The organism is Pseudomonas cichorii (genome assembly GCF_015471405.1).
In the GTDB taxonomy this organism is placed as follows: domain Bacteria; phylum Pseudomonadota; class Gammaproteobacteria; order Pseudomonadales; family Pseudomonadaceae; genus Aquipseudomonas; species Aquipseudomonas serbiensis.
In genome coordinates this window covers 1-13,123 of record NZ_BLVZ01000009.1, presented here as the reverse complement: position 1 = coordinate 13,123, position 13,123 = coordinate 1, and the positions used below count along the sequence as shown (strand labels likewise).

Below are 13,123 nucleotides of genomic sequence, written 5' to 3'. Positions count from 1 at the left end.
TTTATACCTTGACTGATCGGCATTACCAGGACGTACCCGGCACCCGCACCCAACCTTCCATCAACACCCTGGCGCTACGGCTCATGATGGCTTTGATGACCTTCCATTCGCCCTCTTCCTGCTGCGCCTGAGCCCCCACGCGCAAGGTGCCGGACGGGTGCCCGAAAGTTACAGCCTCTCGCTCGCCACCGCCTGCTGCAAGATTGACCAGCGTGCCCGGAATCGCCGCCGCGGTGCCGATGGCCACGGCCGCTGTGCCCATCATGGCGTGGTGCAGTTTGCCCATGGAGACAGCGCGCACCAGCAGGTCAATATCCTGTCTGTTGACCGGCTTGCCACTGGAGGACAGATAGTCGGCAGGTCCGGCAACGAAAGCGACCTTGGGGGTGTGCTGACGCAAAGAAGGATCATCAATGCTGTTGATCAGCCCCATGCGCAAAGCACCGTGAGCCCGAATGCTTTCCAGTTTCGCCAGCGCCTGGGCATCGCCATTGATATCGGTCTGCAACTCGGTACCGATATAGCCAATGTCGACTGCATTGACGAAGACCGTGGGAATACCGGCGTTGATCATGGTCGCCTTGAGGGTGCCGATACCCGGCACTTGCAACTCATCGATCAGGTTACCGGTGGGAAACATCGAACCACCCGCGCCCTCTTCATCGGCGGCCGGATTCAGGAACTCCAGTTGCACTTCGGCAGCCGGAAAGGTCACGCCATCCAACTCGAAGTCGCCGGTTTCCTGCACTTCACCGTCCGTGACGGGCACGTGGGCAATGATGGTCTTGCCGATATTGGCCTGCCAGATCCGTACGACAGCCACGCCGCTGGACGGGATACGAGCGGCATCAACCAGCCCCTGGCTGATGGCAAAAGAACCCACGGCAGCGGAAAGATTGCCGCAGTTGCCACTCCAGTCGACAAAAGGCTTGTCGATGGAAACCTGGCCGAACAGGTAATCGACATCGTGGTCGGCCTTGCTGCTGCGCGACAGGATGACCGTCTTGCTGGTACTGGACGTCGCACCGCCCATGCCATCAATCTGTTTTTCATAAGGATCGGGGCTGCCGATGACCCGCAGCAGCAATGCGTCACGGGCAGAGCCCGGAACCTGCGCGACTTCTGGCAGGTCCTTCAGATTGAAAAACACGCCTTTGCTGGTGCCGCCACGCATGTAAGTGGCCGGGATACGGATCTGGGGTTTGTGGGGCATGGAAACCTCAAGTGCATATGTAAGACTAATGCCGATCAGTCAGGGCATACATGTCACCTGTGGGAGGGGCCTTGGCCGCGACGACCTACTGACAGACAACACATTTTCAGTGCCTGAAACTGCGCTGTCGCGGCCAAGGGCCCCTCCCACGGATTATCGTCTTTCGCGGATGAATCGCTCCTACGCGGACTCCAGAAAATCCTGGGCGAAGCGTTGCAGCACACCGCCTGCTTCATAAATAGACACCTCTTCAGCGGTATCCAGACGGCAGGTCACCGGTACTTCCAGCCGCCCACCGTTCTTGCGCTGGATCACCAGCGTCAGGGTTGCCCGTGGCGTGCGCTTGCCGATCACGTCGAATGTCTCAGTGCCGTCGATCCCCAGCGTCAGGCGATTGGTGCCAGCCTGAAACTCCAGCGGCAAGACGCCCATGCCCACCAGATTGGTGCGGTGGATACGCTCGAAGCCTTCGGCAGCAATGGCTTCGACACCCGCCAGACGCACGCCTTTGGCCGCCCAGTCCCGGGACGAGCCCTGGCCGTAGTCAGCACCAGCGATGATGATCAGCGGCTGCTTGCGCTCCATGTAGGTTTCGATGGCTTCCCACATGCGGGTCACCTTGCCTTCCGGTTCGATACGGGTCAGCGAACCTTTCTTGACCTTGCCATCCACCAGCGCCATCTCGTTGAGCAATTGCGGGTTGGCGAAGGTGGCGCGCTGTGCGGTCAGGTGGTCGCCACGGTGAGTTGCATAGGAGTTGAAGTCCTCTTCCGGCAGGCCCATCTTCGCCAGGTACTCACCTGCCGCGCTGTCGAGCAGGATCGCGTTGGAAGGCGACAAGTGATCGGTGGTGATGTTGTCCGGCAGCACCGCCAGCGGGCGCATGCCCTTGAGTGTCCGCTCACCGGCCAGCGCGCCTTCCCAATAAGGCGGGCGGCGGATGTAGGTGCTCATCGGACGCCAGTCATAGAGCGGCTCGACTTTCGGACCGTGATCCTCTTCGAGGGCGAACATCGGGATGTAGACCTGACGAAACTGATCCGGCTTGACCGAGGCCTGGACCACGGCGTCGATTTCCTCGTCGCTCGGCCAGATATCCTTGAGGCGGATTTCCTTGCCGTCGGCAATACCCAGCACATCGTTTTCGATATCGAAACGAATGGTGCCAGCAATGGCATAAGCCACCACCAGCGGCGGCGAAGCCAGAAAAGCCTGCCGGGCATAAGGATGAATGCGCCCGTCAAAGTTGCGATTGCCGGACAACACCGCCGTGGCATACAGATCGCGCTCGATGATTTCCTGCTGAATCTTCGGCTCCAGCGCGCCAGACATGCCATTGCAGGTGGTGCAGGCAAATGCCACGACACCAAAGCCCAGTTGCTCAAGCTCCGGGGTCAGCCCGGCCTCGTCCAGGTACAACGCGACCGTTCTGGAACCGGGTGCCAGCGACGATTTAACCCAGGGCTTGCGAGTCAAGCCAAGACGATTGGCGTTGCGCGCCAGCAAGCCGGCCGCAATCACGTTGCGCGGGTTGCTGGTGTTGGTGCAACTGGTGATGGCAGCGATGATCACCGCGCCGTCAGGCATTTGCCCCGGCACATCCTGCCACTGCCCGGCAATGCCTTTGGCCGCAAGATCGGTGGTTGCGACACGGGCATGAGGGTTGGATGGCCCGGCCATGTTGCGCACTACGCTGGACAGATCGAAGCTCAATACCCGCTCGTATTCGACCTGCTGCAAACTGTCGGACCACAGCCCTGTGTGCCTGGCATACAACTCCACCAGACGCACCTGCTCATCCTCGCGACCGGTCAGGCGCAGGTAATCGATGGTTTGCTGATCGATGGAGAACATCGCGGCAGTGGCGCCGTATTCCGGGGCCATATTGGAAATCGTCGCCCGGTCCCCAAGGGTCAGGCTCGATGCACCTTCACCGTAGAACTCAAGATAGGCGCCGACGACTTTTTGCTTGCGCAGGTATTCAGTCAGAGCCAGCACCACGTCAGTGGCGGTAATGCCGGGCTCGCGGCGACCGGTCAGTTCGACACCGACGATATCCGGCAGACGCATCCAGGAGGCACGCCCGAGCATGACGTTCTCGGCTTCCAGGCCACCCACGCCAATGGCGATCACGCCCAGCGCATCGACATGGGGCGTGTGGCTGTCAGTGCCCACCAGCGTATCCGGGAAAGCCACGCCTTCGCGGACCTGCACCACCGGCGACATTTTCTCCAGGTTGATCTGGTGCATGATGCCGTTGCCCGGCGGGATCACCTCGACATTCTTGAAGGCCTTTTTGGTCCAGTCGATGAAGTGGAAACGATCCTCGTTGCGTCGGTCCTCGATGGCCCGATTCTTCTCGAAAGCCTGCGGGTCATTGCCGCCACACTCCACGGCCAGCGAGTGGTCGACGATCAACTGCACCGGCACCACCGGGTTGACCAGCGCCGGGTCGCCGCCCATAGAGGCAATGGCATCACGCAAGCCAGCCAGGTCCACCAGAGCGGTCTGGCCAAGAATGTCATGGCACACCACCCGCGCCGGAAACCAGGGAAAGTCCAGATCGCGCCTGCGCTCCACAAGCTGGCTCAGGGAAGCCTTCAACGTGGCAGGATCACAGCGACGCACCAGATTTTCAGCCAGCACACGAGAGGTGTAAGGCAACAGGTCGTAAGCACCCGGCCTGATAGCCTCGATAGCCCCTCGGGCGTCGAAGTAATCCAGCGAAGTGCCGGGAAGCGGCTTGCGGTATTCAGTGTTCATGGCACAGGACTCGATCACGGAGTTTGGGAGTAGAGAGGGGAACTCATGAGCGGCTCCCCTTCCCTTTTTTCAGCGCTGTTCGATGGGCACGAACTTGCGCTGCTCAACGCCGACATACTCGGCGCTCGGGCGAATGATGCGATTGTTGGAACGCTGCTCGAAGACGTGAGCGGCCCAGCCGGTCAGGCGCGAACAGACGAAAATCGGAGTGAACAGCTTGGTGGGAATCCCCATGAAGTGATACGCCGAGGCATGATAGAAATCCGCATTGGGAAACAGCTTCTTCTGTTCCCACATGGTCTTGTCGATGGCTTCGGAAACCGGGAACAACACCGTATCGCCCACTTCATCCGCAAGCTTCTTCGACCAGCCCTTGATGACCTCGTTGCGCGGGTCGGACTCCTTGTAGATCGCATGGCCGAAGCCCATGATCTTTTCCTTGCGCTCCAGCATGCCAAGAGTGCCTTTGGTGGCCTCTTCAGCCGAAGCAAAACGCTGGATCATCTCCATCGCCGCTTCGTTGGCGCCGCCATGCAGCGGGCCACGCAAGGTGCCGATGGCCGCCGTGACGCAGGAATACAGATCCGACAGAGTCGAAGCACAGACCCGTGCGGTAAAGGTCGAGGCGTTGAACTCATGCTCGGCGTAGAGGATCAGGGAGACATCCATGACCTTGCGATGCAGTTCGCTGGGGGATTTGTCGAGCAGCAGGTGCAGGAAGTGGCCGCCGATGGAGGTTTCATCCGTGACGCAATCGATGCGCTTGCCATCATGGGAGAAGCGATACCAGTAGCACATGATTGCCGGGAAAGCCGCCAGCAACCGGTCGGTCGCATCACGCTGCTGCTCGAAGCTCAGTTCCGGCTCAAGGGTGCCAAGCATCGAAGCGCCAGTACGCATCACATCCATCGGATGGGTGTCGGCGGGAATGCGCTCCAGCACTTCTTTCAGCGCCTGTGGCAGATCGCGCAGGTTCTTGAGGCGTTCCAGGTAGGCCGTCAGTTGCGCCTGGGTCGGCAATTCGCCGTACAGCAGCAGATAGGCCACCTCTTCAAAGCGGGCCTCGGCAGCCAGTTCGCGCACGTCATAACCACGATAGGTCAAGCCCGCGCCAGCCAGGCCGACGGTGGACAGGGCTGTCTGGCCGGCAACCTGACCCCGCAGGCCGGCACCACTCAATACTTTTGCTTCAGCCATTGCATTCTCCAGTTCTTGAAATTGTCGGGAATTGGCGATTCGTTTTTCTTGACGGATGAATTCCATGCATGCCGATTGGCACCTGTGGGAGGCAGCTTGCTGGCGAGGGGGCCAGCAAAACTGACGCATAGTCTGCATCTCTTCACACTGTCGCCAGCAAGCTGCCTCCCACAAAGTGTGTACATCACCCCTTCTTCTGAGCAAACAGCGCATCCAGCTTCTGCTCGAAAGTGTGGTAGTCGATGGCGTCATACAGCTCCATGCGCGTCTGCATGGTGTCGATCACATTCTTTTGCGTGCCATCGCGACGGATAGCGCCATAGACGTTTTCCGCCGCCTTGTTCATGGCGCGGAATGCCGATAAAGGATAGAGCACCAGCGAAACGTCAGCGGCCCGCAGCTCATCCACCGTGAACAACGGCGTGGCACCGAATTCGGTGATATTGGCCAGGATCGGAACGCCTGCGCGATTGGCAAACTGCTTGTACATGCTCAGTTCGGTAATGGCTTCGGGAAAGACCATGTCGGCGCCTGCCTCGATACAGGCTGCCGCCCGCTCCAGCGCCGACTCCAGCCCTTCGACTGCCAGAGCATCGGTGCGCGCCATGATCACGAAGCTGTCGTCGGTTCGTGCATCCACCGCAGCCTTGATGCGGTCGACCATTTCCTGCTGCGAAACGATTTCCTTGTTGGGGCGGTGCCCGCAACGCTTGGCGCCGACCTGATCCTCGATATGAATCGCCGCCGCGCCCGCCTTGATCATCGACCTGACAGTGCGCGCCACGTTGAACGCAGAAGAACCGAAACCAGTGTCCACATCCACCAGCAATGGCAAGTCGCAGACATCGGTAATGCGCCGCACATCGGTCAGCACATCATCCAGCCCGGTGATCCCCAGATCGGGAATCCCCAGGGAACCGGCCGCCACCCCGCCACCTGACAAATAGATCGCCTTGAACCCTGCGCGCCTGGCCAGCAGCGCATGGTTGGCATTGATCGCCCCCACCACCTGCAAAGGCTGCTCGCTGGCAACGGCATCACGGAAACGCTGGCCGGGAGTTTTATTGTTGTGACTCATTTTTCACCTCGGTCGGGAGCAGCCTGGTAATGGCGCTCGATGTTGCGTCTGGAAGCACCGATATGGCGGCGCATCAATAATTCGGCCAGCTCGCCATCGCGCTCGGCAATGGCGTCCAGAATGCGATGGTGTTCGGCAAAGGCCTGGCGCGGACGATTGGGGGTGGTGGAAAACTGGATGCGGTACATGCGCACCAGTTGATAAAGCTCGCCACAGAGCATCTGGCTGAGGGTCTTGTTACCGCTGCCCTGAATGATCCGGTAGTGGAAGTCGAAATCCCCTTCCTGCTGGTAGTAACCCACGCCGGCCTGAAACGCGGCATCGCGCTCATGGGTATCGAGCACATTGCGCAACTCATCGATCTGTTCGGTGGTCATGCGCTCGGCCGCCAGACGACAGGCCATGCCTTCAAGGGACTCACGAATTTCATACAGTTCGATCAGTTCGGCATGGCTGAGCGATACGACGCGCGCGCCCACATGCGGAACCCGGACCAGCAGTCGCTGACCTTCCAGCCGGTGAATGGCCTCACGCAACGGCCCGCGACTGATGCCGTAGGTGCGGGCCAGTTCCGGCTCGGAAATCTTGCTGCCGGGGGCGATCTCGCCTTTGACGATAGCCGCCTGAATACGCCTGAAGACATTTTCGGAAAGTGTTTCCGAGTCCTCGACAGCGACCGTGGAAGTCTCGACTGCATCCAACATATTGTCGACACCTTAAAAATTACATGTGGGTAAATCTAGTAAATACGGCACTTCTCGTCAAAATAATTCTCACGATTGTCGACAATCCATCAAAAAACGAGATTCCCCCAGCTACAGACCAATTCCAATCAATGAAAACACACACAAACTTGCAGGAGGCAGCTTGCTGGCGAAAAGGCCCGTGAAACCGACAGATATTCTGCGTCTGTACACCAAGTCGCCAGCAAGCTGCCTCTCACAAAGTTATTCATGCCTCTGACTGATCGGCACTACTACGACAGGCAGGGATAACTGGCATCACGAAACCTTCATGCTAGAATGGCCGCCGCATCTGCCGAGTGCAGCTCTTCAAAGGACACGGCCTGCCAGACACGCCAGGCTGAAAAACCTGCGCTGCGGCCCTGAAGCTTTCCGCCTGTCGCGCAAGGACCTATGAGACTCGAAACCCTCACCACGCTGCTCTGTCTGTTTTTTCTTCCTGCCATATGCGTTGCCGCCAACAAGACCGTCTATGGCCTGAACGAATACGCCAGACTCCTCAACATTGACCTTGAGGTCGCTGCCAAACTTGATACCGGTGCCAAGACCGCATCGTTGAGTGCGCGTGACATCAAGCATTTCAAGCGCAATGGCGAGAACTGGGTCAGGTTCTATCTGGCCATCGACAACAGCCACGCCCATCCCATCGAACAGCCACTGACGCGCATCAGCCAGATCAAGCGCCGGGCTGACGATGTCGACGCGGATGACGAAAAAAAATACAGCGCGCGCCCGGTTATCAACCTCGATATCTGCATGGGTGAAGTTTTACGCACCATAGAAGTGAACTTGACCGACCGAAGTGCTTTCCAATACCCGCTTTTGATTGGCTCCGATGCACTCAAACACTTCGATGCGCTGGTCGATCCAAGTCTTAAATTTGTGGCGGGCAAGCCCGCCTGTGCCTCCGTCGTTCAAAACGCAGAGTAAATAAATGCGCTCTCTTACACTTCATCTGAAAATCCTGATCACGTTTCTGGTGGCCCTGGGCATCGCGATCACGGCCTATCAGATCGTCATTCTCGGCATCCCGCTGACCGAGGACGAGACCGACAACCTGTGGAATATCGACGCCAAGGTAGAGTTCCAGGCCAACAGTAAAGAGTCGATCAAGATCCAGATGTTCGTCCCGCCCCTGACTACGGACTACATCAGCCTCAACGAAAGCTTCATTTCCAATAATTACGGTGTCAGCGTCAACCGTGTTGACGGCAACCGCAAGGTGACCTGGTCCTCACGGCGCGCCAACGGCAACCAGACGCTGTATTACCGACTGGTGCTGACCAAGCGCTATGGCGCAGACAAGCCCAAGAGCAAAGGCCCGATCTTTCGCGACAGCATCCCGGTAGAAGGCGCCGAGAAAATCGCCGCTGAAGCGTTGCTTGCCCCTATTCGTCGCCACTCTGCCGATGTCGAAACCTTCATCAGCGAAGCCATCAAGCGCGTCAACAACCTCAAGGATGACAACGCCAAGCTGCTGCTGGCGGGCGATACGTCGGCCGTCAAGAAAGCCCAGATCACCGAGCTTCTGCTGTCCATGGCCCACGTGCCGATGGAAAAGGTGCACACCCTGCGCCTGATCACCGACCAGCCGCAGACACCCGAGCTGTGGCTGCGCAGTTTCAATGGCAAGGAGTGGCTGTATTTCAACCCGGACACTGGCGAAGCCGGTCTGCCGGATGACCGGCTGCTGTGGTGGACGGGTGATGAAAACCTGATCAGCATCGATGGCGGCAGAAAGGCCACGGTCAGTTTCACCCTCAATAACAGCGAAATGAACGCCATGCGGCTGGCCAAGCTGACCGATGAAAGCACCGATACGGACTTCCTGTCCTATTCGCTGTACGGCCTGCCCCTGCAAACCCAGCAGACCTTCATGATCATGGTGATGATCCCGATTGGCGTACTGGTCATCCTGATCCTGCGCAATCTGGTCGGCTTGCAGACACTCGGAACCTTCACCCCGGTGCTGATCGCCCTCGCCTTCAGGGAAACCCAGCTGGGCTTCGGCATCGCGCTGTTTACCGTGATCACGGCTCTGGGCCTGTCGCTACGCTCCTATCTTGAACACCTGAAACTGCAAATGCTGCCGCGCTTGTCGGTGGTCCTGACCTTCGTCGTGGTGCTGATCGCGGCCATCAGCCTGTTCAGCCACAAACTGGGCCTGGAGCGCGGTTTGTCAGTGGCCCTGTTCCCGATGGTGATTCTGACCATGACCATCGAGCGCCTGTCGATCACCTGGGAAGAGCGCGGTGGCGGCCATGCCATGAAAGTGGCCATCGGCACCCTGTTCGCGGCCTCTCTGGCGCACCTGATCATGAGCGTGCCGGAATTGACCTACTTCGTCTTCACCTTCCCGGCCGTGCTGCTGATTCTGGTTGGCTTCATGCTGGCGATGGGCAGATACCGTGGCTACCGCCTGACCGAACTGCTGCGTTTCAAGGCATTCATCAAAGCAGAAGACGCCAAATGATCGGTTTGTGGAAGACCTGGAAAGCCCTGGAAGCCAAGGGCATCATGGGCATCAACCGGCGTAATGCCGACTACGTGCTCAAGTACAACAAGCGCAGCCTGTATCCGATTGTCGATGACAAGATCATCACCAAGGAACGGGCCATGCAGGCGGGTATCCAGGTCCCGGAAATGTATGGTGTCATTTCCACGGAAAAGGAAATCGACCGCCTCGGCGATATCCTCGGCCAGCATACCGACTTCGTCATCAAGCCCGCACAAGGCGCTGGCGGAGACGGAATTCTGGTGGTGGCCGACCGTTTCGAGGGGCATTACAAAACGGTCTCCGGGCGCATCATCACCCACTCGGACATCGAATATCAGGTGTCCAGCATCCTGACCGGGCTTTACTCGCTAGGCGGGCATCGTGACCGGGCGCTGATCGAATACCGGGTCATTCCGGACCAGATATTCAAGAGCATCAGCTACGAAGGCGTGCCCGATATCCGCATCATCGTGCTGATGGGCTACCCGGTCATGGCCATGCTGCGCCTGCCGACGCGCCAGTCCGGCGGCAAGGCCAACCTGCACCAGGGCGCCATCGGAGTCGGCGTGGGCCTGGCCAGCGGCGTGACCCTCGAAGGCACCTGGCTCAACAGCATCATCAACAAGCACCCCGACACCACCAATGCCGTGGACGGCGTACAACTGCCCTACTGGAACGGTTTCATGAAACTCGCCGCCGAGTGCTACGAGCTATGTGGCCTGGGCTATATCGGTGTGGATATGGTGCTGGACCAGGAAAAAGGCCCGCTGATTCTTGAGCTCAACGCCCGCCCCGGCCTGAATATCCAGATCGCCAACAACTGCGGGCTGACTCACCGGACCCAGGCGGTTGAGGCGCGTCTGGAAGAACTGGCACGCCAGGGGATAAAGGAGACGCCCGAACAGCGGGTGAGTTTCGTGCAGGAGGTGTTTGGGTGTGAGGGGGTCAAGTTACCTCGTCAACCCCCATATTGAATATTAAGCACGGGCGCACAATTGCTTTTCAATACCCAAACAAAGCCTTACTGAAACAGCAAACTGAATCGACTCCCGTCATGCATTAACTGCTCTTGTAAAGGTTTTTTTAAATCCTGCAAGTTTTGCAGGAAGAGCAGATCCGAGAGAAGCTCGAGCAGCAGCAGCAGCCTCAGCCTTAGCCTCAGCAGCAGCATCCAAAGCCTCCTGAACACCCCTAGCCCTCTCCGGGGCAAACGGATGACGATATTTAAAAATTGCAAAAAAATCGTCCTCAGAAGCCGGAAAGGCACCCCCCCTGCGATTAAGCTCCGTAACAGCGTCCAATGTCTCCAGTGCTTTAGAACTCTGCCAATTGATAAGGGACACCGCGCCTGAAAGTGCACTCACAACTCCCAACCCCGCCGAAACATACCCCAAAATCGCACCTGCATTAGAATCAGGAGTAACAACCGACGCCACACCACTGGCAATCCCTGTCACTCCAGATGCAATCCCAACCGCGATCGACACCTGAGTAGACGCACTCAACGTCGCCCAACCGGCAACCACAGTAGCTGCCGCAGCAGTCGCCGCGCCCAATGAGGCAACACTGGCAACAATGCCCACAATCGAAAGCCCAATCCCGATGACCGGCATCAACCATTTCGGCAAATGCCCGTCCGGATCCAGATAATTGACCGGATCCCCCAGGCAATACGCATAAGGGTTCACCCCTCCCCGATCAAACGGGCTCAGGTTGTCCGGGCTATGAAACCGCATCAGCACCGGGTTATAGGCGCGATACCCCTGACCGAGCAGGTACCAGCCCGTGGACGGCTCACGCAGTTCGCCGTTGAAGGCGCAGCGGCTGTCCACTGCCGGTGTGTCGCTGCGATGACCATAAGCGCTGTATTCGGCAGACGTGACGCTGCCTGCATCGGCCTCAGCCATTACCGTCTTTTTTGCATCGGTCGCCAGCAGCAAAGTCGCAGCCGTTGCTCCGCCCAGACGTTCGGCCAGCAAGGTATCACTGCTCCCGATAAAGGTTCGCTGCTGCGCGCCCTGCAACTGATTTGCCAGTTGCCCCTCCCGATAGAAACGCCGCTCATGAGCACCCGCTTCGCTGGAGCGGGTCAGGCTGTCCTGCGCATCATAGCCATAATCCACCACAGCAGACCCATCGTTTGCGGACACCGCAAGCAGGCGCCCCAAGGCGTCGTATTCCAATCCGCGTCCGGCTTCGTCAAGCGTCAGGTTGCCGTTGTCATCGTAATCCAGCTCGATATTGGCAGGATAATCGGCATGGCTGTTACGCACGGCGCTGAGCTGGGTCGGGTCGCGCCCGGTATATTCGTAATCGGCAACATTGCTGCCACCTGCGAAGACCGTCTCAACGCTCAGGATATTATCGAGCGCATCGAACTTGAACGTCTGGCTCTGGATCTGTTTGCCCTGCGGGTCCACCGGCGCATCAGGGCCGGAAGCGGTGTACAGCTCCAGCCGCCCCCTGGCATCGTAAACGAAGGTTTCATCACGCAGCACCGTACTGCCCTCTTTCAAGGTGCGCTGTTTCAGGTGATCGGCCGCGTCATAGGCCTGAACCAGTTGCTGTATCGTTCCTCCCGGCAGAGTAAAACTGCGCAAGACCTCACGACCTGCATCGTCATACTCCAGGCTGACACTCAGGCTCTGGCCGCTGTCCACGGTTGTGATGCTGTCGAGCAGACCCTGGGCGTTATAGCCAAAAGCCGAGACCAGCGCGCCAGCATCGAGCTGTTCGAGCCGACCGCTTTCGTCATAGCGATAAGTCTGGGTCTGGCCGAGTACATCGGTATATCTGAGCAAAAGCCCCTTTAAGCTGTAGCGATACTGCATGGCATAGGCTTCGCCGCCCTGAACCCTGCGCTCCTCCTTGATCTCGCCATTGCTGTAGTAATCGCGCTCCAGCTCCTGATCCTGTTCCTTGCTGCTCAGCAGCCGGGCACTCTGCAGGTCATAGGTGTAATCGGCCGTGCTGCTCAGCATCTTGCGCTGGACCGGTTGATCGCCCAATTGAGGCTGGTAGACATAATCAATGGCCTCGCCGCCTGGCGTATAGACCTTGCCGGGCTGTAGCTGAGCGCCTGGATACTCGAACCGGCTGACCCGGCCACCAATGGTGGAGTCGGTCATGCGCTTCAAACCATCGAATGTCTGTTCGCCTACTACCACGCCATCGACAGCAATCGATACAGGCAAGTCCTCACGGCTGTGCAAGGCGTAGGTCCGCTCTACCTGTGCTCTGTCAGGCAGTTGACTGATGCGCAGGCGGTCAAAGGCGTCATAACTGGATTCCCGGTAATTGCGCAACGCATCGAATTGCCCGAAGGTTCGCCCAAGGCCATCGTAAGTCGTGGTTTCGAGGCTGATACGCGACTCATCCAGCGCCAGCCGCTCGATAGAATCAGGCTTGTCGAACAGATTGTTCACGGTGACGGTCTTGCCCATCCCCGCCTGCCACTCGCTGGTGGTGCGCTTGATGGGGTCCTGGACCTTGTGCCGCTCGATCCCGTCCGGGCCGGTGATACTGCGCTGTTCACCCCAGTCATCGTATTGATAGGTATTGGTCAGGGGCAATTCACGCAATTGCAGCTCCGGCTCATCCTCGACTTCCACCAGCAGCCAGTCACTCTCGGT

Annotated in this window: 9 protein-coding genes; 3 read left to right on the top strand and 6 right to left on the bottom strand. The window is 58.6% G+C overall.

Translation table 11 applies throughout. The annotated features are described in order from the left end of the window. Positions 1 to 22 precede the first annotated feature (22 nt). From prpF to JL015_RS15320, 5 genes are all read right to left on the bottom strand, one after another. On the bottom strand, positions 23 to 1,213 hold the full coding sequence (gene prpF / locus JL015_RS15340) for a 2-methylaconitate cis-trans isomerase PrpF (protein ID WP_201019043.1): 1,191 nt from the start codon (positions 1,211 to 1,213) through the stop codon (positions 23 to 25). 180 nt (positions 1,214 to 1,393) lie between these two features. Next, entirely contained in the window at positions 1,394 to 3,976 is a 2,583-nt protein-coding gene (acnD, locus tag JL015_RS15335) for a Fe/S-dependent 2-methylisocitrate dehydratase AcnD (RefSeq protein WP_201019042.1), read from the bottom strand. Between the two features lie 69 nt (positions 3,977 to 4,045). Beyond that, positions 4,046 to 5,173: a bifunctional 2-methylcitrate synthase/citrate synthase gene (gene prpC / locus JL015_RS15330; RefSeq protein ID WP_201019041.1), complete on the bottom strand. Its 1,128-nt coding sequence runs from the start codon at positions 5,171 to 5,173 to the stop codon at positions 4,046 to 4,048. 184 nt (positions 5,174 to 5,357) lie between these two features. Further along, positions 5,358 to 6,251, bottom strand: coding sequence for a methylisocitrate lyase (gene prpB / locus JL015_RS15325; RefSeq protein ID WP_201019040.1), 894 nt, complete (start codon positions 6,249 to 6,251; stop codon positions 5,358 to 5,360). Beyond that, on the bottom strand, positions 6,248 to 6,955 hold the full coding sequence (locus JL015_RS15320) for a GntR family transcriptional regulator (RefSeq protein WP_201019039.1): 708 nt from the start codon (positions 6,953 to 6,955) through the stop codon (positions 6,248 to 6,250). The genes prpB and JL015_RS15320 overlap by 4 nt, the downstream gene beginning before the upstream one ends. A gap of 432 nt (positions 6,956 to 7,387) precedes the next feature. Between JL015_RS15320 and rloA the strand changes: the two genes are divergently transcribed. From rloA to JL015_RS15305, 3 genes are read left to right on the top strand one after another with little or no spacing between them, the layout of a single operon-like run. After that, a complete protein-coding gene (rloA, locus tag JL015_RS15315; protein WP_201006848.1) occupies positions 7,388 to 7,924 on the top strand; it encodes a retropepsin-like aspartic peptidase RloA in 537 nt (178 codons plus the stop codon). Between the two features lie 4 nt (positions 7,925 to 7,928). Continuing rightward, complete coding sequence (rloB, locus tag JL015_RS15310) at positions 7,929 to 9,467, top strand: osmotic stress tolerance membrane protein RloB (RefSeq protein WP_201006847.1); 1,539 nt, start codon at positions 7,929 to 7,931, stop codon at positions 9,465 to 9,467. Then, entirely contained in the window at positions 9,467 to 10,465 is a 999-nt protein-coding gene (locus JL015_RS15305; RefSeq protein WP_201006945.1) for an alpha-L-glutamate ligase-like protein, read from the top strand. Before rloB ends, JL015_RS15305 begins: the two co-directional genes overlap by 1 nt. Before the next feature lie 78 nt (positions 10,466 to 10,543). On the opposite strand, the gene JL015_RS15300 is transcribed toward JL015_RS15305, so the two are convergent. Next, positions 10,544 to 13,123 (bottom strand): RHS repeat domain-containing protein (locus JL015_RS15300; protein WP_307726269.1); only part of this gene is annotated, 2,580 nt, incomplete at its 5' end.